The following is a 24,507-nucleotide window of genomic DNA, read 5'->3' on the forward strand; positions in this document are numbered from 1 at the left end:
GCATAAGGAATTTGGACGGAAACGAAAGGCCGGGCTGATCCGTATTGACTACAAAAAATAGAGACCAAGGCCCGCTAGCACCATCAAGCCTAATGTTGTTGCTAAACCGGATTTCAGTCGAAAAATCAATATGCCAGCGGCCAGGGTCAGGATGAGCGCATGGACATCCAATGTGCCTGGCTCTGGCAGAGGGATGGACATCGGGCCCCAGACCTTGGCCTTAATGCCGCCAAACAGGACGTTAAGGCCAAACCACACGGATAGGTTTAGAATCACTCCGACAACCGCGGCGGTGATGGCGTGCATCGCTTTGGCGAGGCGGGGACGCGCAGCGATCTTCTCCAGATGAGGTGCAGCCAGAAATATCCACAGGAAACACGGAACGAACGTCGCCCAGAGCGCGACAGCTCCGGCTGCAAGGGCCAATGCGGGACCTCCGGTCAGCTGTCCGCTCAGCATAGCGACAAACTGAGTCACCAGGATAAGCGGGCCGGGTGTTGTTTCGGCAAGGCCCAGCGCGTCGATCATCTGATCTGTGCTGATCCATTGATGCGTTTCCACAACGGTCTGGGTCATATAGGCCAGCACCGCATAGGCCCCTCCGAACGTCACAACAGCCAGACGGGCAAAGAACCAGCCCAGATCGCTTAGCAGCGTCTGGCCGCCCAGCTCCAACAGCATTAACGGGCCAAGCCAAAGCGGTAACCAAATCAGACAGGTTCGGATCGGTCTTGCGGTGTTTGCGTGAGGCGCGATCAGATCACGTGTCTTTGATTGCGATGAGGCGTAGCCCCAGACGGCCGCGCTAAAAATAATCAGCGGGAACGGCAAGTTGAAAACAAAGATCCCCAGAAAGGCAAGCACCGCGATCAGACGATGCGCGCCGTCGGTCAGTGCTTTGCGCGACAGTTTGCGCAAGGCTTGCAGCACGATAATGATGACCGTCGCTTTGATCCCAAGAAATCCGGCCTGAACCAGAGGCAGTGCACCAAACGCTGCATAGAGCGCGACCAGAACCGCAATCACCAGCGCGCCCGGCAGCACAAAGAGCGTGCCTGCGATCAGCCCTCCGACAACTCCGCGCAGACGCCAACCTGCATAGGTGGCGAGCTGCATCGCCTCGGGGCCCGGCAGCAGCATGCAAAGAGACAATGCGCGCAGGTAGGTTTCTTCATCAAGCCAGCGACGACGTTCGACAAGCTCTTGATGCATTAAAGAGATTTGCGCAGCAGGGCCGCCAAAGGACAGCAGCCCAATACGGCCGAACACCCGAAACAGTTCGGGCAGCACCGGTGTCATTGGCTTTGGCCTGCCGACCATTGCATGTTTCCTTTGCGTCGCGGAGACATGCGAACGGCAGCACCTGCCTGAATCGGTGTCCGCAAGCCGACCCTACCCAGCGTGCTACAGTGCTTGCCCGAGGCCGGTCAAGCGGGGCGGTTTGCGTTAGACCCAGTCGAGCCGTTGCCCCGTCATGCAGACCGGCAGAGTATCCTGCGGAAACTGGCCCAGCTGCTCGAAAAACGAGACAAAGTCGAACTGGTTATATGCCTCTACCATCTTGTCGCCTTTGAACCGCGCCATGACCTGCCCGGCAACCTCAAGGGGGGCCCCGTTATCGGCGCGGCAGGTGCGCACGTGCAAAATGCCCGAGACCCAATCACCATTTTCAATAATCTTCGGCAACTCGACGGAAATCTCGCCCAGAACGTGGCGGAACGCCATCACCAGATCGCGAAAATCATCAGCACCCACCTGCATCTCGGGGATCAACCCCTCGGCCAGCGTGTCGGGGGCAAAGAACTGGTCGATCGCGTCGATATTGCCCTTTTCCCAGACCTCGGAATACCACGCGCGCAACCTGTCAGATTTCGTCATCTCAACCCTCCTGATCTTGTGAAGGGGAAGATGGATCACAGAAGTGAATAAACCCTGAATCCCGAATGAGTTATGCGCAATAAGCAGACATAAAGGGGGAAATGCAGGTTTCTGTTGCCAGGTACCTGCGAACCCCGCCTTACGCGGCTAGGCGCAAGGGCTTAGATTTCGGTCTTGTTACTGCTTACGCAGCAACTGCAACCGGAGCACGATTGTCGTTTGCAATTGTACTATTTTCGCCGGTAACGGTGGCAGACAGCCGAGACAAAGCTAACCCCTTTAGACGTTCGTCGATCCTGTTTCGGCCCCAAAATCCCCAAACGAAGGATGGTTGGTGGAGCCGCCGGGTACCGCCCCCGGGTCCGATCCGCTTATTACGAGCGCGTTTATGTCCATAGTCCCGAAGGACATATCTTATATAGGTGAGGTTCCGGTGCGATGCAAACTCAGATTGCAGATCGGGGTCCGAAGTCAAACCAAAGGGTTAGGCCGCTTTGTTCATGTTAGCCAGAATCAGCCACAATGCCAGAACCAGCTCGATTCCGCCGAAAGTCAGCGCCTTGACCAGCGGCGGGTTATCCAGCGCGACTGAAACGAAACGACCCAGCGCCGCCCCGGCATAGATCACGCCCAGCATCACATAGGCCATCGGATTGTTCAGCCACAGAACCGCGAGGCCCGTGACCACAAACAACCCGCCGACCGAGGCCCGCATTTCGCTATAGCCCATCGTGCTGCTGGTGGGAGCCAGATCCAGTGCGTTTGCGGTGTAGGCCGGGGCCAGAAATCCGAATGAACCGAAACCGATCGTCAGAATGGCGGCAAGAATGTTCAGGGCTGAGACCATCATTTTTCCTTACGTCAGGCCGCATAGGCGGCGTCAAAGAACTCCAGCTCAAGCTCGACTGCGCGGTGGAACAGGCGTGTCACCTCGGCCTGCGCCTGCGCGTCCAGCGTCGGCCACACCTTGTCCAACTGGCCGCGCAGGTAAGCCACGACACCTTCGAACCCTTCGCCCGCATGTAGCGTGATCCATTCGGCAAACCAGAACGGCAGGTCCGGGGCCGGGGGATTCACCGGCGTGGCCCAGCTCAGGTAAACCCATTCTGCCACGACCAGAACTGCAAGCATATTCTCGTACCGGCCCGAGGCTGCGGCCTCGGCCATCAGCTGCTGGAAGGCCAGCGTGCTTGGTGCGGGCTGGTCGATGGGCGCGGTGCCCAACGCCTCCATCGCGCGCAGGAAATAGGTGTTTTCAGGGCCCGTGATCACTGCCAGAAACTGCGCCGCAGGGACACTGTCGGCAAGGCTGGGCGCGTGGGCAATGGCGCTGGCCAACAGGCGCACGAAACCGTCCACGAACTGGTAATCCTGCTGCAGGTACCAGCGCATCTTGTCAGCGGGCAGGGTGCCGTCTGCAAGCTCGCGCGTGAAGGCGTGGGTTGTCGCGGCCTGCCATTGGTCGGCACGGCCCTGGCGCAGAGTCTCGGTTGGGCTGGCGCTGTCTTGCATCTTGGGATCTCCGGTTCGTCGCGTGTTAAGACAAAGCCGGTTTTGAACGGTAAGACAAGGCGTTACAGGGCAGCATGTGCTCAGATAGCGGACCACAATCCCAGACAGCCGACCAGAATCAGGCTCAGCGCCCAGACAAGTTCCAGATTGAACCAGCTGCGTGACAGAAACTGCAGGCCTAGCCAGCGATAGACGGCAAAGGCCAGAAGGCCGCCGCCGAGGATCATCGCGGCGGTGTGCAGCGCGGCGACCGCCAGCACAAGGATTCCGTTTGTTGTCATGATCTCGGACACAGCGCGATGCCCGGCGTCCAGCTCATCCAAACCGCAAAGACCCAGATAGATCGGTACAAGCATCAGCGCCGCGCCATGCGCCAGCGCCACCAGAAAAGACCACAGCGCCAGTCTGCCCGGCGGGATGCGGGACAACATTCGGGGGTGACGCCGGGTGATGGCGATGTACGTGCCCATCGCGATCACGATCAGGGCGGCCCCGATCCGAATTTCGCGCTGGTAATCCACCAGAACCGCCATCAGGGCGAAAGGCAGCAAGACACCAAGCATGGCCACGAAATGCCCCCCCGCAAGCGCGGCAAGTGCACGCCAGAGGGCGGATGGCCTTTGTTCCATCAGGGCGGACGACACCGCCAGCGGCCAGCCCATCCCGGGGTTTAACCCATGATAGGCACCGCTAAGGATAACGGCCAGCCACAGGCCGGCCGTCGATGTCATCAGCCCCTCCAATTCAGACCGAGGGGTAGCAGAAGCTGTCGGTCGAGCAATCTCCGCCCTCAAGCCGGATCTGGTGGCTGCGGTAACCTGGGGGGAACTCGACCCAAAACTTGGGATCAAGCGTCAGGCCGCCGTTTTCGCCCACATCGGCCTTGACCATCGCGGCCCCGCCTTCTTCGGGATAGAACTGATCATCCCATGTGGAATAAAGCGAATTGGTCCAGTAGACGCGCTTACCATCCCGGCTGATCTCAACCATCTGCGGTCCGTACCCAAAGTTCTGGCCATTGGGGTGCTTGGTCTTCTTGACGATCCCGCCAATCTCGACCTTACCGGCCAGCGTTGGGTTCATCGGGTCGGACACATCGTATTGATGCATCTCGCCGGTGCCCCAGCAGGCGACATAGAGGTACTTGTCATCAAGGCTGAGGTCGATATCCGTGACCAAGGGTGGCACGGCGGCAAAGCCTTTCAGGAGCTCTGGCAAATCGTCAGGATCGGCGGGTTGTGGATCGATGGTGATGGTTTTCTTGGCCTCAAACGTTCCGTCATCATTGCGCCACCATGTGAATATCGCGCCCTGCAGGTTGGTCGTATCCACGACAACCCCGCAGAAGCCGTGTTGCTTGACCGGGTCATGGGCGGGCCTTATTTCCAGAGCCATCTGATGGTTCTCGCCCAGATCAATGGTCTGGATATTGGTGCGATTCCTCAGATTCCAGAAGTGAATCCGGTGGCCATACTTGTTGGACAGAAGGTCTTCGGCGACCAGCCCGTTCTCGAACTGCGGCGGCAGACCCCATTCTGAGCTGACCATGTAATCGCGCGGCAGGTTCCACCAGAAATCATAGTGCTTGTCCTGCACACCGCGTTCGATCTCATATCTGCCTATGATCTCGAAGCTTTCGCAATCCATGATGAAAATGCCCGGAGGCCCGTCAGTCCCATCTTCGCCACCGCCGCCCAGCGTGCTGACATAGATCCCCTCGGGGCCGCAATGGATCGTATGCGGGCGAGAATACCCGGTCTTTGCAAAGACTTCCTCGGGCTCGATAATCTTGTGAATCTTAGCTTCGAGTGGGCTCTTAACATCGATGATGTATATCCGGCTTGACCGGATTCCCGGAATGATCAGATAGCGGCGTTCCAGAAACGCGTGACCGCTCAGCGGTGACAAAGCCGAGGAACAGGCATTCCAACCAAAGTGATGAAATTCATCGCCTTTTTCCGGCATCATGACCTTGTGTACGATCTTTCCGAAATCCTCGGATGTCGGATCGACATTCACAACCGCCAGCCCGTCAGGCTGCGAAAAATCAGGGCTGAGCATCAGCGTGAAGGCCAGCGTCTCGCTTGGGCCTTCCATCGCCAGCTTGGCGGATGGATAAAAGGTTGGGTCCGGTCTGTGGTTCATAACGTCCTCCCGTAAGTCATTGATCTTCAATTCATAGTGAGAGTTCCGGTCTTGTCGCCGGATGTCATGCTGCCTGCTCGGGGTCCTCTTTGTTCTACGCGGGCTTGCGCCGCTTTTCAGCGACGTCCAGCGCCAGTTGTCGTGTATAGTTTTCCAGTTTCACCAGCGTCGCCTCGACCGCTTCGGCATCACCGGCTTCCAGCGCGTCCGCAATGTCCGTATGCAACGCGATAATCTCTTCGCGCGACCGCGCGGTGAAGGTGATCATGTTCATCAGGGGCTGCATGGCCTCGACCGCGCCTGCAAGCTGATAGGACAAAACCGGGTTGCCAGCCCCATCGACCAGCGCACGGTGAAAAGCCACGTCAGAGGCGCAGAAGGCCTCATCCGTCAGTCCCGGTTGCGCCTGTCGAAAAATCTCGGCCCGCATCGTAGCCAGGTGGTCGGCGGTGCGGCGTTGCGCAGACAGCGCGGCGCAGGCGCGTTCCAGCGCATAGCGGGCCTCGCATGCGGTATCAAAGCTGACTGCGTTCATCGACAACAGCAGGGTCGAGGTTGTGATCTGCTGGGAATAGGCGTCCTCAAAACTCAACCGGTTTACAAAGGCACCACCCGAGGCACCGCGCTGCGTTCGGATCAGAGACTGCGCAGCGAGGCGCTTCAGGGCCTCGCGCACCGTCGGGCGCGAGACCTGAAACTGATCAGCAAGCTCGGCCTCGGACGGGAGTCGTTCGTCTACGATCAACCGGCCAGAGACAATTGCATCCCGGATCGCCTGGGCAATTTGGGCCGATAGATCGGCGCGGCTTTGCGGGTCGATTTTCATGGTCTTTGGCGGGATTCGCTAAATTTCATTTGTCTGACATTTAAAAGTCTGACATTTGAAAAGCAAGTGAGTCGAGTCGGGAGGGGCAAGTGAGTCGTTCACTTTTCCGCAGCGCGCTTTGGTTGGGCTTCTACATCATGATCCTGTGGGCATGGTGGATGATGTTCAGCATGAGCCGCGACATGGATCTGGACTGGATCGGTCGGCCCGGTCCGATGGGGCAGGCCATGGCGGCGATGGATCCGCGTATGGATATGTATATGCCCATGGCCGAATTCGGTCCGCTGTTCTGGATGTGGGCGATCATGATGGCCGCGATGATGCTGCCGACTCTGGTGCCTACATTGCGCAGCTACGATGACCTGATCCGCAGCGCGAATGGGACGCGGGCGGGATGGCTGGGCGTCTTGTCGGGCTACTTCGTCGTCTGGGTTGGCTTTGCGGCGCTGATTGCGGGACTGCAACTGGTGCTGTTGTTCGGCGGCGCGATCGACATGCTGGGAATCGCCAAATCACCCTATCTTGCAGGCGGCCTGCTGATCGCGGTCGGGGCCTTCCAGTTCACCCGCGCGAAAGAAGTCTGCCACGGCGTCTGTCACGCCCCGATGACCTATTTCCTGGGGCACTGGCAAACCGGTTTCATTGGTGGTCTGCGCATGGGGCTGGGACTTGGCGCATTTTGCGTCGGCTGTTGCTGGGGGTTCATGGCGCTAGGCTTTGTTGGCGGGGTCATGAGCCTGTTGTGGATGGGTCTCGCGACCCTTTTCATGGTTCTGGAAAAGCTTCCTCAGATCGGGCACGCGGTGACGCGCCCGATGGGGTTCGCGTTGATTGCGGGCGGTTTTGGGCTGCTGGCGTATCACATTGCATACGGAGGATAACTCGATGGCAAAAAACAGAAAACCGGAGGCAGACAAGCTGCCGATCAGTCAACGAATCGACAGCCGGATGCCCAACCCTAAACGCCGCGAGATGAGCCCGACAGATTGGGCCATCAAGGGGGAACTGATCCTGAACTGTTCCTGTGATGTCTTTTGTCCGTGTGTGGTGTCGCTGGGCGCGCACCCTCCGACCGAAGGGCATTGTCATGCCTGGATGGGCATCATCATTGATGAAGGCCACTATGAGGGCGAAGACCTGTCCGGACTGAATGTCGGCCTTCTGGTCGATATTCCCGGGCGGATGGGCGAAGGACAGTGGAAGGTCGCAGCCTATGTCGATGAGCGCGCCAGTGGGAAGGCCTATAACGGTCTGCTGCAAATCTTCAGCGGTCAGGCGGGTGGCACCACCGGCCTGTTCACCATGTTGGTCAGTGAGATCATCGGGGCAGAGCGTGCTCCGGTCGTGATCGAACGCGATGGTACCAAGCGCCGCATCGTGATCGGGCGGAAGATTCAGGGTGAGATCGAGATGCTGACAGGCAAAGACCCTGAGCATCCGGTGATGGTCTCGAATTCAAAGTACTGGATGGGGCCGGATATCATTGTGGCGAAGGGTACCAAATCTAAGGTGCGTGATTATGGCCGTGTCTGGGATTTCGGCGGCAAATCGGCCGAGATCTGCCCGATCGACTGGCATGGGCCCAAGTGATGATCACCGGGGCCTATGCGCGTGAAATGGCGCGCTATAATCACTGGCAGAACAGTCAGTTGAAGGAGTTTCTTCAACAGCTTTCCAGCGAAGAGCTGGCGCGCGATCGCGGGGCTTTCTTCGGGTCGATCATGGGAACGGCGAACCATCTGTTGTGGGGCGACTGGATCTGGATGTCTCGCTTTGACAAGGGGCCCGGTCCGGGCGGAGGGATACCCGACAGCACCAAGATTTGCGCAGGTCTGAACGACTGGTTGCCTCTGCGCGATGAGATTGACGCGCGGATCGCTGTCTGGGCCGATAGGTTGGACCATGGCTCGTTGACCGGGCCGTTCACGTGGTTCTCAGCCGCGAAGAAGGCCGATGTGACAAGGCCTTACGCGCAGTGCGTCATCCATATGTTCAACCACCAGACCCATCATCGCGGTCAGTTGCACCAGATGTTGACCGAAGCGGGCTCGGCTGCGCCCGTCAGCGATCTGGTATTCTTGCCTCAGGAGGTCTGAATGGCACAAATCTCACTCTCGCGCCGTCTGCGCCGCACGCCGTTTTCCGATGGGGTCGAGGCCGCCGGGGTCAAGGGTTACACGGTTTATAATCGCATGCTGCTGCCAACAGTCTTCGAGAGCGTTGAGGCGGATTATCGGCACCTGAAGTCTCATGTGCAGGTTTGGGATGTCTCTTGCGAACGTCAGGTCGAGCTGCGCGGCCCCGATGCAGCACGGTTGATGCAAATGCTGACGCCCCGCGATTTGCGCGGGATGCTGCCTGGTCAGTGTTTTTACGTGCCCATCGTGGATGAAACCGGTGGGATGCTGAACGACCCGGTCGCAGTGAAGCTTGCAGATGACCGGTGGTGGATATCAATAGCAGACAGTGATTTGTTGCTATGGGTCAAGGGGTTGGCCAACGGTTATCGTCTGGATGTACTGGTGGATGAACCCGATGTGTCACCCTTGGCTGTGCAGGGGCCGAAGGCCGACGATCTGATGGCGCGCGTGTTCGGCGACCGTGTGCGCGATATTCGCTTCTTCAAGTTTGATATGTTCCAGTTCGAAGGGCGTGATCTGGCGGTTGCACGCTCGGGGTATTCGAAACAGGGCGGATTCGAGATCTACGTCGAAGGTGGAGATATCGGGATGCCCTTGTGGAACGCTTTGTTCGCCGCGGGTGAAGACCTGAACGTGCGCGCGGGATGTCCTAACCTGATCGAGCGGATCGAAGGCGGTTTGCTGTCTTATGGGAACGACATGACCGACGACAACACGCCCCACGAATGTGGTTTGGGCAAGTTTTGCAACACGCATACGGCGATTGGCTGCATCGGACGCGATGCCCTGCTGCGTGTCGCGAAAGAAGGGCCCGTCCAGCAGATCAGGCCGATTGAGATCGCAGGCGAAGCGGTGCCGCCCTGCGACCGGCCGTGGCCGGTCTATGGGGACGGCAAGCGGGTGGGGCAGGTGACCTCGGCTGCATGGTCGCCGGATTTTGAGGCAAATGTTTCGATCGGGATGTTACGGTTGAGCCATTGGGATGCCGGTACAAAGCTAGAGGTCGAAACGCCCGGCGGTATGCGGGGTGCAGTTGTGAAGGATGGGTTCTGGAATTGAGCGTCGAAGGGGGCTCTGCCCCCGTCGCTGCGCGACTCCCCCGGGATATTTTTGGCCAGATGAAGATGTGGATCTGGTGTTTGGAAACAGGAAGGATGTCGAATGTTTAACGCATTGGTGATGGATAAGGACGAAGAGAGCGGGCTGGCAAGTGCGTCCTTAAAGCAGATTGGCGAGGGTGATCTGCCACAGGGCGAGGTGACGGTCGCGGTGGAGTATTCAACCGTGAACTACAAGGACGGTTTGTGCCTGTCACCGAAAGGGGGCGGGTTGGTGCGCAGCTACCCTCATATTCCTGGTATCGACTATGCAGGGACTGTCGAAGCCTCTTCGGATGCGCGCTATGCGCCTGGCGATAAGGTTGTCCTGACCGGCTGGCGCGTTGGTGAGGCGCATTGGGGCGGGTATTCCCAGAAAGCGAACGCGCGGGCAGATTGGCTCGTGCCGCTGCCGGATGGTCTGACTTCCCGACAGGCGATGGCGGTGGGGACCGCCGGGTTTACGGCAATGTTGGCGGTGATGGCGCTGGAAGATCATGGGCTACGGCCGGGCCATGGACCGGTTCTGGTGACGGGCGCTGCGGGTGGGGTCGGCTCGGTCGCGACGGCGATTTTGGCACATCTGGGATATGAGGTTGCGGCGGTTACCGGGCGCCCGGAGACGGGGGAGTATCTCAAGTCCCTCGGGGCGACCACGATTGTGCCACGGGATGACTTGAACGAGACAACCAAGCGCCCGCTGGAGAGCGAAACCTGGGCGGGTTGTGTAGACGCCGTAGGGGGCGCGATGCTGGCGCGGGTTCTTGGGCAGATGAAATATGGGGCTTCGGTCGCGGCTGTTGGTCTTGCTGGCGGTGCGGCGCTGCCTGCAACGGTGATTCCCTTTCTGTTGCGTGGGGTGAACCTGCTGGGCATCGACAGTGTCATGCAGCCTTACGACAACCGCGTTCGGGCCTGGCAGCGTGTTGCGACTGATCTGCCCATGGAAAAGCTGGAAGCGATGGTGCATCCGGCGACGCTGTCGGATTTGCCCGCCTTGGGCGCAGATATCCTGCAAGGCCAGGTGAAAGGCCGCGTTGTGGTCGATGTGAACGCCTGATCAGCGCAAAAACGATCAGCCGGTCAGGCCTGTGGCTTGGCCGGTTTTTTGTTCAGGGGCCCGCGCAACATGCCAGAAACAGTTCTGGTCATTGCCACAATTCCTGCCCATGATTGCTATACATCCCATTTGTGATGGCTTAAGACCCATTCCAACAGCACCTGAAGACGGGGAGTGAGCAGCATGTCTGATGATTTTGACCTGGACACCGATGATCTGAAGCGCCGCATGGACGGCGCTATGGCCAACCTCAAAACCGAATTCGCATCGCTTCGGACCGGGCGGGCCTCGGCCTCGATGCTTGAGCCGGTGATGGTGGACGCCTATGGTTCGATGACGCCGATCAATCAGGTCGGCACGGTGAACGTACCCGAGCCGCGCATGGTGACCGTCAATGTCTGGGACAAGTCACTGGTGGGTAAGGTTGAAAAGGCGATCCGCGAGAGCGGGCTTGGCATCAACCCGCAGCTGAACGGCACGATCATCATGTTGCCGATCCCCGAGCTAAACGAGGAGCGCCGCCGCGAACTGGGCAAAGTCGCGGGCCAATATGCGGAAAGTGCACGGGTCTCGATCCGCAACGTGCGCCGCGATGGCATGGATCAGATCAAGAAGGGCAAAGCGGACGGGCTGTCCGAGGATGATCAGAAGCTGTGGGAAGCCGAAGTTCAGGACCTGACAGACATGATGATCAAGGCCGTGGACGAGGCGCTTGAGACCAAGCAAGCCGAGATCATGCAGGTCTGAGCGCTGCGCATGCCGAAAGATCCCCATACACCTGCGGTCACCGGGCCACGTCATGTGGCCATCATCATGGACGGGAATGGCCGCTGGGCGCAGGCGCGCGGGCGGCCTCGGTTGTTTGGCCACCATGCGGGCGCACGGCGTGTGCGCGAGGTGGTCGAGGCCTGTCCGGGACTGGGGATCAAGTACCTGACGATTTTTGCGTTTTCGACCGAGAACTGGAAGCGAACTCAGGTTGAGGTCGCCGGGCTGATGAGCTTGTTTCGCCGGTATATCGTCAAAGAAACGAAGACGTTGAAAGAGAACGGCATCCGGGTGCGGTTCATCGGCGATCGCGTGCGTCTGGACTCGAAGCTGACCGAACTGATGGATACGCTTGAACGTGAGACGCAAGACAATGATCTGGTGCATCTGACCGTTGCATTGAACTATGGTGGTCGCGACGAGGTTGCCCGCGCGACCAAACGTCTGGCGCGCGATGTCGCTGACGGGCGTCTGAAACCAGAAGATGTGGATGAAGAAACCCTGCCTAAGTATCTGGATACACGAGTTCTTCCCGATCCTGATCTGGTGATCCGCACCAGTGGAGAGGCGCGGATTTCCAACTTTCTGCTGTGGCAGTCAGCCTATTCCGAGTATGAATTCATCGATACATTGTGGCCCGACTTTACCGCCGCCGAGCTGGAACGCCTCTGTCAGAGCTATGGCGCGCGCGAGCGGCGGTTCGGAGCGGTTCCGGCATGACAGACGACCGATGGTCTGATCTGACAACCCGGGTTCTGTCGGCTGCGGTTCTGGTCATCATCGGCGCGGTCGAGGTCTGGCTGGGCGGGTTGTGGTTTGAAGCCTTCATAGCCACGGCGTGTGCGTTGATGACCTGGGAACTTGTGCGCATTGTTGATCCCGACCAGCGCGGAGTTGCTGTTCAACTGGCCATTCTCACAGGCGTCGCGGTGGTTCTCAGCTTTCACTTGCCACCGCTTTACAAGTTGCCGTTCCTTCTGGCCCCGGCTTTGGTAGGCGCAGGGCAAATCAGCCGGGCGCGCGGGTTGTATATGGTGTTCGCGTTTTGGATCGCAGCGTCAGGTTTGGGCTTCATAACCATCCGCGAGCATATGGGATTTGGCTGGATGGTCTGGTTGATCCTGGTGGTCGTCGCGACCGATATTTCCGGGTACTTTGTCGGCAAAACGCTCGGCGGTCCGAAGTTCTGGCCGCGTGTCAGCCCCAAGAAAACGTGGTCTGGCACGGTTGGCGGTTGGGCGGCGGCGGCTTTGGTCGGCACCGCTTTTGCTGTGCACGCCGGGTTTGGCATCGCATTCGTTGTGGTTTCGGTCCTTGCCTCGATGGCAAGTCAGGCCGGCGATATCATCGAAAGCGCCCTGAAGCGGAAATTCGGGGTCAAGGACAGCTCGAACCTGATCCCCGGGCATGGCGGGTTTCTGGATCGCTTTGACGGAATGATGGGTGCGGCAGTTTTTGTACTGATTGCCGGGCTGATCTACGCACCCGGAGGCATGTGATGCGCAAAGTATCGATATTCGGGGCGACCGGATCGATCGGGCGCAATACAATTGATCTGATCGCGCGGAATTCGGATGCCTACGATGTGGTTGCCCTGTCAGGCGGCCACAACATTGAACAATTGGCTGCGGATGCGCGCCGCCTGAAGGCGGATGTGGCCGTTTCTGCGTTCGATGAGCATCTGGATGATCTACGCGCCGCCTTGGCCGGCAGCGGGGTTCAGGCCGCCGCTGGGCAGGCGGCCCTGGTCGAAGCAGGCGCTCGGCCTGCGGATTGGGTCATGTCGGCTATCGTGGGCGCAGCGGGCCTTGCACCGGGGATCGAGGCGCTGAAACAGGGCGCGACGCTGGCGCTGGCGAACAAAGAGACGCTGGTCTGCGCAGGATCGCTGGTGCTTGAGATCGCTCGGGCGCACGGTGCGCGGGTCTTACCGGTCGACAGCGAGCATTCTGCCGTTTTTCAGGCCCTCGCGGGCGAAGACATGACATCGGTTGAGCGCATCATCATCACCGCAAGCGGAGGGGCGTTTCGCGATTGGCCCCTAGATGATCTGGCACGCGCAACGGTCGAGCAGGCCTCGAGCCACCCGAATTGGAACATGGGGCAACGGATCACTATCGACAGCGCTTCGATGTTCAACAAGGCTTTGGAAGTCATAGAAACCAAAGAATACTTCGGCGTAGATCCTGCGCAGATCGAAGTGCTGGTTCACCCTGAATCGATCGTCCACGCGCTTGTGGGGTTCCGCGATGGCGCGTTGATGGCGCATCTGGGCGCGCCGGATATGCGCCATGCGATCGGGTACGCGCTGCATTGGCCCACGCGACGTGATCTGCCGGTCGAGCGGCTGGACCTCGCGAAGCTTGGGCAGTTGCGCTTTCATACCCCGGACGACCTGCGTTATCCGGCGCTGCGTTTGGCACGCGAGGTCATGGAACGTGGCGGTCTGTCGGGGGCAATCTTCAATGCCGCGAAAGAGCGCGCCCTGGATCATTTCATCGAAAGCCGCATCGGCTTTCTGGACATGGCCGATACGGTCGCCACGGTGCTTGATCGCTTCGAGTCCACGGACGGCCTTATTGATGCCCCTTTGACACTTGATAATGTGCAGCAAACGGACCATCTGACACGGCAATGGGTCGATGAAACCGTATTGCAACGAGCAGGATAAATACCCTTGGATATACTCTCACTGATCCCGCAATTCGGCAATCTTCTCTATACGATAGTAGCGTTTGTTATCGCGCTTTCGGTGATCGTGGCAGTACATGAATACGGCCACTACATTGTCGGTCGCTGGTCAGGCATCCATGCCGAGGTTTTTTCGATCGGGTTCGGTCCCGTCCTCTGGAGCCGTATGGACAAACGAGGCACCCGGTGGCAGATCGCTCTGCTGCCGTTTGGGGGCTATGTGAAGTTTCTGGGTGACGCCAATGCCGCTTCGGGCAAAGACGAAGAGGCGATGCAGGACATAGCGCAGCAAAGCCCGGAAGAGTTGCGCCGCACCATGCATGGCGCCCCGCTCTGGGCGCGGGCGGCCACGGTTGCGGCTGGGCCGGTTTTCAACTTTGTCATGTCCATACTCGTGTTTGGTCTGGTCTTCTGGTCGCAGGGTGTCTCGCGGGAACCACTGACCGTAGGCGCGCTGCAGCCGCTGCCAGGTACGGTTCAGGGCCTGCAGGAAGGGGATGAGATCATCGCCATCGCAGGCATCGAAACCCCGGATTTCGATGATCAGAACAACTGGTCCGACTTCATTGACGCACTGCCGGTACAGCCCGAGCTGGACTATACGGTCATCCGCGACGGGCAGACGATGGATGTCGAAAGTCCATGGTTGTTTCCGCCATTGATCCAGCAAGTTACGCCACGCAGTGCGGCGATGGATATTCAGCTGCAGGCCGGGGACGTGATCACCTCGATCGATGGGGATCCGATCTTTGCCTTCGATCAGCTGAAAGAGCATGTTGAGGGCTCGGATGGGCGGGCGTTGTTGCTAACGGTCTGGCGCGATGGAGCGGATCTGGAATTTGCGCTTGCCCCACGCCGCACGGATGAGCCCGGACCTGACGGCGGTTTTGTTACCCATTGGCGGATCGGTATCGTCGGTGGCATGATGATCGAGCCTCAGACAGTACCCGCTGGTGTTCTGGAATCGTTGCAGGGGGGCATCACGCAAACCGGTCGCATCATCGAAGGTTCGTTGTCCGGCATGTGGCACATGATCACCGGCGCGATCAGCACCTGCAACATCTCTGGCCCCATCGGTATTGCCGAAGTTTCGGGCGCGATGGCCAGTCAGGGCACGCAAAGCTTCATCTTCTTCATCGCCGTTTTGTCAACCGCAGTGGGTCTTTTGAACCTGTTCCCGATCCCGGCGCTGGATGGTGGGCATCTGGTGTTTTACGCCTACGAGGCAGTGTCAGGCAAACCGCCCAGCGACAAGGCTTTCCGGGTCCTGATGGGAATAGGCGTAACGCTGATCCTGTCGCTGATGCTGTTTTCGGTCAGTAACGACCTGTTCTGCTGAATGAGGCATATCGGGCACGGTTCGGACGCAAAATTGCCTTAATTCAAACCTAATATATTCGGGTGTTTTCTAGCGAACGGACCCGGATGCGATGAGCAATGCATTGCGTAAATCTTATCAGAGCTTCAGCTTCCTGTTTCTTTTGAACTGGGACGTACTGCTCAGCTTTGGTGTCACTGCTTTGGCGCTGGCGGTTGGCGGGTATCTCGTCGGACTCTGATTCTGATCCTTACAGATGCGACATCATGGAACGGCCTGCGGGCCGTTTTTGCGTTTGCGCTTTTGACATGATGCCTCAATCGGGCTACTCAGCAGCTAAAGTCTGAAAATTCTGGGTAGTGAAAAAAATGACTGACAGCAGAGGCACGGGCACATTCTGCGGCTCTCGCGGGCGGCAAAACCATATTTTGTGGCAGGCACTAGTTTTCTTTTTCTTCTTTGCAATGCCGGGTTTGCTGGGGTTTGTGCACCCTGCGCAGGCGCAATCTTTCACCATCAACAGCTTCGAAGTTGAGGGTAACCGACGCATCGAAACCTCCACGATCATCGCCAGGACGGGAATCGAACCGGGTCAGACTGTAAGTGGTGGTGAGCTGAATGACGCCTTCCAGCGTTTGCTTGACAGTGGTGTTTTTGAGACAGTCGAGTTGACGCCGCGAGGGAACACTCTGGTCATCGAGGTCGAAGAATATCCGACGATCAACCAGATCAGCATTGAGGGCAACCGGCGCGTAAACGACGATGTGCTGCTCGAGGCCATATCATCCGAATCGCGTCGCGTGTTCACCCCGCAAGTGGCCGAAGCTGACGCCGATCTGATTGCGCGCATCTACTCAGAACAGGGCAGGGTATCCGCCACCGTGATCCCCCGGATTATTCGCCGTAACGACAACCGCGTCGATTTGGTGTTTGAAGTCGCCGAAGGCACCACGATCGAAGTCGAACGCGTCAGCTTCGTCGGAAACCGGGCCTATTCGGATCGGCGCCTGCGCCGGGTACTGGAGACCAAGCAAGCCAATATCCTGCGGACCTTCCTGCGCGGCGATACCTTCATCGCCGACCGGATCGAGTTCGACAAACAGGTGATCCGCGATTTCTACCTGTCGCGGGGCTATGTCGATTTCCGCGTGAACAGCGCCAATGTGGAATTCACGCGTGAACGGGATGCGTTCTTTCTGGTGATGAACATTACCGAGGGCCAGCGCTTTTCGTTTGGGCAGATCACAACTGTCAGCGAGATACCGGGCGTGGACCCGGCCGAATATCAGGATGCGCTCAGGATCAAGCCTGGTGTTATCTATTCGCCGTCGCTGGTGGAAAACTCGATTGCACGGATGGAACGGCTGGGCCTGAAAAACGGGGTCGATTTCCTGCGTGTCGAGCCGCGTGTGACGCGAAACGCGCGTGATCTGACGCTGGATGTTGAATTCGTTCTGACCCGCGGACCGCGCATTTTTGTCGAGCGGATTGATATCGAGGGCAATACAACCACGCTGGACCGCGTCATCCGCCGCCAATTCGACACTGTCGAGGGCGACCCCTTCAATCCCCGTGAAATTCGTCAGAGCGCCGAGCGTATTCGGGCGCTTGGCTTCTTCGCAGTAGCCGATATCGACACGCGTGAGGGCTCGTCGCCAAGTCAGGTCATCGTGGATGTGGATGTCGAAGAGCAACCCACCGGCTCGCTGAGCCTTGGCGGTAGCTTCTCGGCAACAGATGGCTTTGGGATCGCAGTTGCGCTGAATGAATCCAACTTCCTTGGCCGCGGTCAGAACCTGGGTGTCAGCCTTTCAACGGCGCAGGACTCCGAGCGGTATGTGATCAACTTTACCGAACCATTTCTGCTGGGGCGCAGGCTGCGCTTTGATCTGGGTGTTGGGTTGAACAGCACCAACTCCAGTTTTGCCAGCTTTGATACCAAGCGGATCTTCTTCAATCCGCAGATCAGCTATTCGCTTAGCGAGCTTTCGGTCCTGCGCTTGCGCTATAGCTGGGACCGCAGCGAGATGACCCAGCAGGGCGATCTGACAAACGGTGCGGTTGTTGCGTCGGAAATCGATCAGGGCAAACGCACGACAAGCTCGCTGGGTGTGACCTATGCATATGACAGCCGCCTTGGAGGTCTCAACCCGACCGCCGGCGTGCTGTTCGAAGTTGGCCTGGATGCGGCCGGCCTTGGCGGAGATAACGAATTCTTCCGGTCGACCGCCCGTGCGATCGCACAGAAACGTGTATGGAACGAAGAAGTTGTTCTGCGTGCCAGCCTGGAACTAGGTGCCCTGAAGTGGACCGGAGACGATTTCAGCCGGACGTTGGATCGCTTCACGCTGGGGCCCAGCACCTTCCGCGGTTTTGAACCTTCGGGCATTGGACCGCGCGACTTGTCGAACGGTCAGGACGACGCGATTGGCGGCAACTACTACTGGGTGGCCCGGTTCGAGTCGGATTTCCCGCTGGGTCTGCCCGAGGAACTTGGGCTGCGCGGCGGTGTATTCTATGATGTCGGCAACCTCTACAACATCGACGACGTCGACACCACGGGTGCCAATATCGTGGGCGCCGATGGTTCGATCCGTCACGTCATCGGTCTGTCGGTTCTGTGGACAACACCGTTCGGCCCGCTGCGTTTCAACTTCTCGAAAGCGCTCAAGAAAGAAGAGTTCGACAACGAGCAGAACTTTGACCTGACTATTCAGGCGCGGTTCTGATCCCGGATGAACCTCGTGTTTCTGAAACATCTGCAGGGCCCTCTATGGGCCCTGTGTGCTTTTCTAACACTGCTGGTCGTCCCAACTGCGCAGGGACAACAACTGGGGGTGCCCCAAACGGGCGTCCTGACGATTTCAAGCGAGCGGCTTTTCGCAGAGTCCGCGTTCGGCCAACGCGTGTTTCGCGAGATCGAAGCCGAGAGCACGCTGCTGGCAGAAGAAAATGAACGGATCGTCGCCGAATTGAGCAAAGAGGAAAAGGACCTGACCGAGCAACGCGCGAACTTGTCGGCTGAAGACTTTCGCCCTCTGGCCGAGGCGTTTGACCGGAAGGTTCAGTCTCATCGTGACGGGCAACGGGCCAAGCTTGATGTGCTGGCGCGGCGTGGCGAAGACGCGCGCGGGCGCTTTTTTGAACTGGCCCAACCCGTGCTGATCGAATTGTTGCGCGAATCTCAGGCCTCGGTCGTGCTGGAACGGGCTACGGTCGTGCTCAGCTCGGACGCGTCGGACATCACGGACGCCGCAATCGCGCGCATCGACGCTGTGATCGGCGATGGCACCGCACTTGCTGCACCCGACAGCGAATAGGTTGGCTTGCCCTTGCGTACGGGTATTGCTAACCACGCGTGAAAGAGACCTCCAGAACAGGACATCCCAACCATGACCACGGACACCAAAAGCGCTGACATTCAGCTGATCCAGCGGATCTTGCCACATCGCTATCCGTTTTTGCTGGTCGACAAGGTCGTGGATATTCAGGGCTATCAATCGGCGATCGGTATCAAGAACGTCACCATGAACGAGCCGCATTTTCAGGGCCATTTCCCGGGTACTCCGATCATGCCCGGTGTTACGATTGTCGAGGCGATGGCACAGACGGCCGGTGTGATGCTCGGCGTCGGTATGGATGTGATCGACAGCGAGCTGCTGATCTATTTCATGAATATCGACAAGTGCAAATTCCGCCGCAAGGTCGTGCCCGGCGACGTGCTGGAAATGCACGTCGAAACCGTGCGCGGCAAGAAGGGCGGCAAGATCTTCAAGTTCAGCGGCCGCGCTACGGTCGAGGGCGAGGTGGCTGCCGAGGCCGAGTTCTCGGCCTATGTCGATTGGGACATGGAAAAGACAACATGAGCGGCATCCATCCCAGCGCCATAATCGAAGAAGGGGCCCAGATCGGGCAGGGCTGTATCATCGGCCCGTTCTGTTATGTCGGGCCGCAGGTGCGGCTGGGTGATCGGGTCGAGTTGAAGTCTCATGTTGTGGTCACTGGCGATACCAGCGTTGACGAAGATACGGTCATCTTCAATTTCTCGGTGATCGGAGAGATCCCGCAAGACCTGAAATTCGGCGGCGAGGATACGCGGCTGGAGATCGGCAAACGCAACCGCATCCGCGAGCATGTGACGGTCAATACCGGCACAGAAGGGGGCGGCGGTGTGACTCGCATTGGCGATGATTGCCTGCTGATGGCCGGTGTCCATGTGGCCCATGATGTGCAGATCGGCGATCGCGTGATCATGGTCAACCATGCCGGCGCGGCGGGTCATTGCATTATCGAGGATGACGTCATCGTCGGCGGCATCTCGGGCCTGCATCAGTGGGTCCGCGTCGGTCGCGGCGCGATCATCGGTGCGCTGACCATGGTGGCCAATGACGTCATTCCCTATGGCCTTGTGCAGGCCCCTCGGGGGGAACTGGATGGGCTCAACCTTGTTGGCCTCAAGCGCCGAGGTGTGACGCGGGCGGATATCTCGGCCTTGCGTGCGGCCTTTCGCGAATTGTCCGAAGGCGAGGGTACCTTCATGGATCGCGCCAAGCGTCTGGGCGATGATGCCGAAAGCGAATATGTGCGCCAGATCGTCGATTTCGTGACGGGTGAGACAGACCGCTCTTTCCTGACGCCGAGGAAGTAACCCATGCTGGCACTGATTGCGGGGACAGGAGTGTTGCCGGACGCGGTGGTCGAAAACCTGCCCGAACGGCCGCTGATCTGCGCGCTGGAAGGGTTCGAGCCGGACACGCTGAACGCGGATGTGGTCTTTCCGCTGGAGCATCTGGGCAGTTTCATCGCTGACCTCAAGGCACGCGGCGTGACCGAGATTTGCATGGCCGGTGCCGTGCGTCGCCCGGTGGTGAATCCCGCGCGAATTGATGCCGCGACGATACCTCTGGTGCCGGTCTTGCAACAGGCCATGATGTCGGGCGACGATGGCGCGTTGCGGGCTGTGATTGGCATTTTTGAAGAGGCCGGGCTAACCGTGCAGGCGGTCCACGAGATTGCGCCGGACCTGTTGCCTCCGCTCGGCTGTTTGACCGAGGCGCAACCGTCTGAGGCCGATCTTGCGGATGCGGATCGCGCGGCAGGTATCCTGCGCGCAATGGGGGCGGCGGATATCGGTCAGGCCTGCGTGGTTCATAAAGGTCAGGCCGTCGCAATCGAAAGCATCTTTGGCACCACCTGGATGCTGCAATCCCTGACGCAACGCCCCGATGCGGGCGGCGGGGTTCTGTTCAAGGGCCCCAAACCGGATCAGGATCGGCGCGCCGATATGCCTGCCATCGGGCCGGACACGGTATCTGGCGCTGTGGCCGCTGGGCTGGTGGGCATCGTGATCGAAAAGGGCGGCGTCATCGTGCTGCAGCGCGACCGCGTGATCGAGGACTGCAACCGTCTGGGCTTGTTCCTGCAAGTCCGCGAGCGCGCGGTCTGATGCGCGTCTTTCTGGTCGCCGGGGAACCATCGGGCGACCGTTTGGGTGCCGCTTTGATGGATGGTCTGCGCGTGCTGGTTCCAGACGTCACATTTGATGGCGTTGGTGGCCCGTTGATGCAGGCCCACGGGCTGGTCAGCCGCTTTCCCATGTCTGAGCTGAGTGTGATGGGGCTGGTCGAGGTTCTGCCCAAGTTCTTTCATCTCAAACGCCGTATTGCCGAAACCGCACAGGCGGTGCTTGAGACGCAGCCCGATGTGCTGATCACCATCGATAGCCCCGATTTCTCGCTGCGCGTCGCCAAGCTGGTCAAGGCCGCCAGTGACATTCGTACAGTGCACTATGTCGCCCCCAGTGTCTGGGCTTGGCGGCCCGGACGGGCGGACAAGATGGCGAAGGTGATTGACCACGTCCTCGCTCTGCTGCCGTTTGAGCCGCCCTACATGGAACGCGCAGGTATGGAATGCGATTTCGTTGGCCATCCTGTGGCAAACGAACCGGTCGCGACCCAAGAGCAGATCACCGCGTTTCGCACGGAACACGCACTGGGTGACGCACCGATCGTCCTTGCGTTGCCCGGCTCTCGGCGGGGCGAGGTGGAGCGGTTGGCTCCTGTTTTCGGCGCGGCGCTGCATCAGTTTCTGCAAGATCGGCCAGACACGCGTGTCGTTGTCCCGGCGGTTGCCCATATGGTGGACGCGGTTGCAGAGCATGTGACGGACTGGCCCGGTCACCCGGTTGTCGTCGACCCACGAAACCTGCCGTCGGATCAGGCCCAAGCGCAAAAGCGCGCAGCCTTTGCGGTGGCCGACCTTGCGCTGGCCGCGTCGGGTACCGTTTCACTGGAGCTGGCTGCGCAGGCTACGCCCATGGTGATTGCCTATAACCTGAACTGGTTGACCACATTGATCGCCAAACGGATGGTGAAACTGGATACGGTGACGCTGGTCAATCTGGTGTCGGAAACGCGATCGGTTCCCGAATGCTTGCTGGACGATTGTCAGCCGGGCGAAATTGCCGCTGCGTTGCATCAGGTCGCTGCAACGCCGGACAGCCAGCAGGCGGCGATGACCGAGACCATGCAGCGACTGGGCCGAGGCGGCGAAGCCCCCGGCCTGCGTGCGGCGCGCGCGGTGCTGCAGCGGATGCCATAGCCTGATGCTAGATCATGTTCTCTTCTCGCTATCCGCCGGAGTGGCAATGGTCTCGACCAACCTGGACAATCTTGCGGTGCTACTGGGTCTGACCCTGATCATCGAGCAACGCCGCGCCATTGCGGGGTTCGCCGTCGCGCAAGGTATCGTTCTGTCGCTCGCCATGACCGTTGCGATCGGTCTGGATCAAAGCGGCATCCCCGAGTGGATCGGGTATCTTGGCGTTATCCCTTTGTTATTTGGCTTGCGCGGCATCTGGCGACAATTTCGTGGCACCGAGGCGGAAGATACTAGGTCGAAGGGGGCGATCAGCTCTGTTGTGACATTGTTTCTCAGCTTGTCTGTAGACAGCTTCGCAGTCATGACCCCGCTTTTGGCGGATTCAACGCCATCGTTCCGTCTGGCAGCTTTGCTGGGTGCCGCAGCGGCGGGGCTTCTGCTGGTCGCCGTGGCCACTTGGGGTGCGCCGCGGGCCAAAAGTCTTGGGCCGCGGGTCGCGCGGATGGATCGGATCGCACCCTACATCATGGTTTGTGTCGGGCTATATATCCTCTTCAACTCGCCCACCGACCTGCTGTGATCCGCCCGGCGGCGTTGACGACACCGTTTTCATCAGGTCTGTATGACTGCGCCATCAGGACCAACCCTGTCCGGTGAAGGAGAATTGTGATGTCCCGAATTCCGCCGCTGGGCGACGAGGAAATGACCGACACCGCCCGCGCGTATCGGGCTCTGCTTGGGGATTATGGTCCATTCGACAACTGGGCGCGTATTGCCGCCCATAGCCCTGCGGTGCTCGAGCACGTGGCCGCGATGTTGACCGCATTTCGGGCGCAGGAAAACCTGCCGCGCCGCGCACTGGAACTGGCGATGGTGACAGTTTCGAAACTGAATGCCTGCGACTATTGCGTCTCGCACCACACACCACTGCTGACTGTGACTGGGCTCAGCCCCGAAGGCGCGGCGCGCCTGCCGGATGTCGAGGATCACCCCGAACTGGACGATTGTGACAAAGCGGTGGTGCGTTATGCCGAAGCCGTGACAACGCGGTCGGGCCGGATGCGGGATGCAGAGGTATCGGACCTGCGCCAGTGGTTCAGCGATGCGCAGATCGTCGAGCTGACATGGCGCATCGCCCTGACCGGAGCATTCAACAGGTTCAACGACGCGCTGCAGATACAGATCGAAACCGAGGTCGATCCGATTTCAGCTTAGTAACCGCGCCAGATCCAGCCGCCGCCAAAGATCCGGCTACCCTCGGTCGCATAGAACACGCAAGCCTGTCCCGGCGAAACACCCTCTTCTGGCGTCAGCAGCTCAACCTCGGCAGTGGTGTCCGAGAGCGGGCGAATGATCGCCTCGCGCGGGGGCCGGGTCGAGCGAACCTTGACCTTGAGATGCCATTCTTCGCGAGACGTGAAGGCTTCATCTCCCAGCCAGTTGATCTCACGCACGGGGATGGTGCGGGTGGCCAGCATCTCTTTGGGGCCGACGACGACCTGCTTCTTGTCAACGTCCAGCTTGACCACATAAAGCGGCTCGCTCAGGCCACCGATGCCAAGCCCGCGGCGTTGGCCGATGGTGTAGTGAATCACGCCGTCATGCTGCGCCAGCACGCGTCCATCTGCATGCACGATCTCGCCCGGTTCGGCGGCACCCGGGCGCAGTTTCTCAATGACGCTTGCATAGTTGCCGTTGGGCACAAAGCATATGTCCTGACTGTCGGGCTTGTCTGCGACCGCCAGCCCATATTGGGCCGCCATCTCACGCGTGGCATCCTTCGAGGGCAGGTGGCCCAGCGGGAAGCGCAGGTAATCCAACTGCTCAGGCGTGGTCGAGAACAGGAAGTAGGACTGATCGCGGTTGGCATCCTCGGCGCTGTGTAACTCGGGGCCGTTCGCGCCCATCTTGCGCTGGATGTAGTGACCGGTTGCCATGCAATCGGCCTCAAGGTCTTTGGCGGTTTCCAACAGATCCTTGAACTTCACCCGCTCATTGCAGCGAATGCAGGGCACCGGAGTCGCGCCCGCCAGATAGCTGTCGGCGAACTCATCAATCACCGCGTCCTTAAAAATGTTCTCATAGTCCAAGACGTAGTGCGGGAACCCGCGCTCCTCAGCCACACGCCGCGCATCATGGATGTCGATCCCGGCACAGCATGCGCCCTTTTTGGCCAGCGCAGCACCATGGTCATAAAGCTGCAGCGTCACGCCTACCACGTCATAGCCCTGATCGGCCAAATGGGCGGCCACGACCGAGCTGTCGACGCCGCCCGACATGGCCACCACCACCCGCGTTTCCGAGGGCGGTTTGGCAAAGCCAAGCGAATTGATTTGGGTCTCGGCGGCGAGGGCCATGGCGATTCCAGTCCGGGTTAAGAAAGACCGGCAGAATATAGGAAAATTCTACACACTCTCAAGGGGCGGTTTCACGCCCTCTTAAGTAGGCTGGGTGCAGCTTTGTCGCAGCAG

General features: G+C 59.4%; 27 protein-coding genes and 1 other RNA gene. 19 read left to right on the top strand and 9 right to left on the bottom strand.

The features are described 5' to 3' along the window. Positions 1 to 48 precede the first annotated feature (48 nt). The 8 genes from chrA to ACR3EN_RS14530 all read right to left on the bottom strand — a co-directional run bounded on the left by chrA (position 49) and on the right by ACR3EN_RS14530 (position 6,361). On the bottom strand, positions 49 to 1,299 hold the full coding sequence (gene chrA / locus ACR3EN_RS14495) for a chromate efflux transporter (protein WP_480822421.1): 1,251 nt from the start codon (positions 1,297 to 1,299) through the stop codon (positions 49 to 51). 147 nt (positions 1,300 to 1,446) lie between these two features. Further along, entirely contained in the window at positions 1,447 to 1,878 is a 432-nt protein-coding gene (locus ACR3EN_RS14500) for an ester cyclase (RefSeq protein WP_480822119.1), read from the bottom strand. A gap of 100 nt (positions 1,879 to 1,978) precedes the next feature. Next, positions 1,979 to 2,326: a transfer-messenger RNA gene (gene ssrA, locus ACR3EN_RS14505) on the bottom strand. Positions 2,327 to 2,362: 36 nt separating this feature from the next. Then, a complete protein-coding gene (locus ACR3EN_RS14510) occupies positions 2,363 to 2,725 on the bottom strand; it encodes a DUF4345 family protein (protein WP_480529039.1) in 363 nt (120 codons plus the stop codon). Positions 2,726 to 2,739: 14 nt separating this feature from the next. Next, entirely contained in the window at positions 2,740 to 3,390 is a 651-nt protein-coding gene (locus ACR3EN_RS14515) for a TenA family protein (RefSeq protein ID WP_480870761.1), read from the bottom strand. A gap of 80 nt (positions 3,391 to 3,470) precedes the next feature. Then, positions 3,471 to 4,121, bottom strand: coding sequence for a hypothetical protein (locus ACR3EN_RS14520; protein WP_480822127.1), 651 nt, complete (start codon positions 4,119 to 4,121; stop codon positions 3,471 to 3,473). A gap of 13 nt (positions 4,122 to 4,134) precedes the next feature. Beyond that, the gene (locus tag ACR3EN_RS14525) at positions 4,135 to 5,535 is read right to left on the bottom strand and encodes a selenium-binding protein SBP56-related protein (protein WP_480822129.1); all 1,401 of its coding nucleotides are present in this window, start codon (positions 5,533 to 5,535) and stop codon (positions 4,135 to 4,137) included. A gap of 94 nt (positions 5,536 to 5,629) precedes the next feature. Then, positions 5,630 to 6,361 carry a FadR/GntR family transcriptional regulator gene (locus ACR3EN_RS14530; RefSeq protein WP_480822131.1) on the bottom strand — a complete coding sequence of 244 codons (732 nt, stop codon included), beginning with the start codon at positions 6,359 to 6,361 and terminating at the stop codon, positions 5,630 to 5,632. 137 nt (positions 6,362 to 6,498) lie between these two features. Between ACR3EN_RS14530 and ACR3EN_RS14535 the strand changes: the two genes are divergently transcribed. From ACR3EN_RS14535 to ACR3EN_RS14625, 19 genes are all read left to right on the top strand, one after another. After that, positions 6,499 to 7,242 carry a DUF2182 domain-containing protein gene (locus tag ACR3EN_RS14535; protein WP_480822423.1) on the top strand — a complete coding sequence of 248 codons (744 nt, stop codon included), beginning with the start codon at positions 6,499 to 6,501 and terminating at the stop codon, positions 7,240 to 7,242. 4 nt (positions 7,243 to 7,246) lie between these two features. After that, the gene (locus ACR3EN_RS14540; protein ID WP_480822133.1) at positions 7,247 to 7,951 is read left to right on the top strand and encodes a DUF1326 domain-containing protein; all 705 of its coding nucleotides are present in this window, start codon (positions 7,247 to 7,249) and stop codon (positions 7,949 to 7,951) included. Further along, on the top strand, positions 7,951 to 8,457 hold the full coding sequence (locus ACR3EN_RS14545) for a DinB family protein (protein WP_480822135.1): 507 nt from the start codon (positions 7,951 to 7,953) through the stop codon (positions 8,455 to 8,457). The genes ACR3EN_RS14540 and ACR3EN_RS14545 overlap by 1 nt, the downstream gene beginning before the upstream one ends. Then, entirely contained in the window at positions 8,458 to 9,561 is a 1,104-nt protein-coding gene (locus ACR3EN_RS14550) for a dimethylsulfoniopropionate demethylase (RefSeq protein WP_480870763.1), read from the top strand. Between the two features lie 102 nt (positions 9,562 to 9,663). Continuing rightward, positions 9,664 to 10,659, top strand: coding sequence for an acryloyl-CoA reductase (gene acuI / locus ACR3EN_RS14555; RefSeq protein WP_480822139.1), 996 nt, complete (start codon positions 9,664 to 9,666; stop codon positions 10,657 to 10,659). Between the two features lie 183 nt (positions 10,660 to 10,842). Then, on the top strand, positions 10,843 to 11,406 hold the full coding sequence (gene frr / locus ACR3EN_RS14560; RefSeq protein WP_480822141.1) for a ribosome recycling factor: 564 nt from the start codon (positions 10,843 to 10,845) through the stop codon (positions 11,404 to 11,406). 9 nt (positions 11,407 to 11,415) lie between these two features. Further along, the gene (locus tag ACR3EN_RS14565; RefSeq protein ID WP_480822143.1) at positions 11,416 to 12,147 is read left to right on the top strand and encodes an isoprenyl transferase; all 732 of its coding nucleotides are present in this window, start codon (positions 11,416 to 11,418) and stop codon (positions 12,145 to 12,147) included. Beyond that, on the top strand, positions 12,144 to 12,926 hold the full coding sequence (locus ACR3EN_RS14570; protein WP_480822145.1) for a phosphatidate cytidylyltransferase: 783 nt from the start codon (positions 12,144 to 12,146) through the stop codon (positions 12,924 to 12,926). Before ACR3EN_RS14565 ends, ACR3EN_RS14570 begins: the two co-directional genes overlap by 4 nt. Next, positions 12,926 to 14,098, top strand: coding sequence for a 1-deoxy-D-xylulose-5-phosphate reductoisomerase (dxr, locus tag ACR3EN_RS14575; RefSeq protein WP_480870765.1), 1,173 nt, complete (start codon positions 12,926 to 12,928; stop codon positions 14,096 to 14,098). The genes ACR3EN_RS14570 and dxr overlap by 1 nt, the downstream gene beginning before the upstream one ends. A 6-nt stretch (positions 14,099 to 14,104) precedes the next feature. Further along, a complete protein-coding gene (rseP, locus tag ACR3EN_RS14580; protein ID WP_480822149.1) occupies positions 14,105 to 15,457 on the top strand; it encodes an RIP metalloprotease RseP in 1,353 nt (450 codons plus the stop codon). A 91-nt stretch (positions 15,458 to 15,548) separates the two neighbouring features. Then, a complete protein-coding gene (locus ACR3EN_RS14585) occupies positions 15,549 to 15,677 on the top strand; it encodes a hypothetical protein (RefSeq protein WP_480822151.1) in 129 nt (42 codons plus the stop codon). Between the two features lie 223 nt (positions 15,678 to 15,900). Continuing rightward, positions 15,901 to 18,165: an outer membrane protein assembly factor BamA gene (bamA, locus tag ACR3EN_RS14590; protein WP_480843337.1), complete on the top strand. Its 2,265-nt coding sequence runs from the start codon at positions 15,901 to 15,903 to the stop codon at positions 18,163 to 18,165. A gap of 6 nt (positions 18,166 to 18,171) precedes the next feature. Then, the gene (locus ACR3EN_RS14595; protein WP_480843335.1) at positions 18,172 to 18,756 is read left to right on the top strand and encodes an OmpH/Skp family outer membrane protein; all 585 of its coding nucleotides are present in this window, start codon (positions 18,172 to 18,174) and stop codon (positions 18,754 to 18,756) included. 72 nt (positions 18,757 to 18,828) lie between these two features. Then, the gene (gene fabZ / locus ACR3EN_RS14600) at positions 18,829 to 19,302 is read left to right on the top strand and encodes a 3-hydroxyacyl-ACP dehydratase FabZ (protein ID WP_480822157.1); all 474 of its coding nucleotides are present in this window, start codon (positions 18,829 to 18,831) and stop codon (positions 19,300 to 19,302) included. Then, the gene (gene lpxA, locus ACR3EN_RS14605; RefSeq protein WP_480870767.1) at positions 19,299 to 20,084 is read left to right on the top strand and encodes an acyl-ACP--UDP-N-acetylglucosamine O-acyltransferase; all 786 of its coding nucleotides are present in this window, start codon (positions 19,299 to 19,301) and stop codon (positions 20,082 to 20,084) included. Before fabZ ends, lpxA begins: the two co-directional genes overlap by 4 nt. Before the next feature lie 3 nt (positions 20,085 to 20,087). Further along, positions 20,088 to 20,882, top strand: coding sequence for an LpxI family protein (locus ACR3EN_RS14610; protein ID WP_480822161.1), 795 nt, complete (start codon positions 20,088 to 20,090; stop codon positions 20,880 to 20,882). Next, positions 20,882 to 22,036: a lipid-A-disaccharide synthase gene (gene lpxB / locus ACR3EN_RS14615; RefSeq protein WP_480822163.1), complete on the top strand. Its 1,155-nt coding sequence runs from the start codon at positions 20,882 to 20,884 to the stop codon at positions 22,034 to 22,036. The genes ACR3EN_RS14610 and lpxB overlap by 1 nt, the downstream gene beginning before the upstream one ends. Before the next feature lie 4 nt (positions 22,037 to 22,040). Next, positions 22,041 to 22,616 carry a hypothetical protein gene (locus ACR3EN_RS14620; protein ID WP_480822165.1) on the top strand — a complete coding sequence of 192 codons (576 nt, stop codon included), beginning with the start codon at positions 22,041 to 22,043 and terminating at the stop codon, positions 22,614 to 22,616. A gap of 89 nt (positions 22,617 to 22,705) precedes the next feature. Next, on the top strand, positions 22,706 to 23,251 hold the full coding sequence (locus ACR3EN_RS14625; protein WP_480822167.1) for a carboxymuconolactone decarboxylase family protein: 546 nt from the start codon (positions 22,706 to 22,708) through the stop codon (positions 23,249 to 23,251). On the opposite strand, the gene mnmA is transcribed toward ACR3EN_RS14625, so the two are convergent. Continuing rightward, a complete protein-coding gene (mnmA, locus tag ACR3EN_RS14630) occupies positions 23,248 to 24,393 on the bottom strand; it encodes a tRNA 2-thiouridine(34) synthase MnmA (protein WP_480822169.1) in 1,146 nt (381 codons plus the stop codon). The genes ACR3EN_RS14625 and mnmA overlap by 4 nt on opposite strands. Between the last annotated feature and the right edge of the window lie 114 nt (positions 24,394 to 24,507).

This window comes from Ruegeria sp. G7 (genome assembly GCF_056535465.1).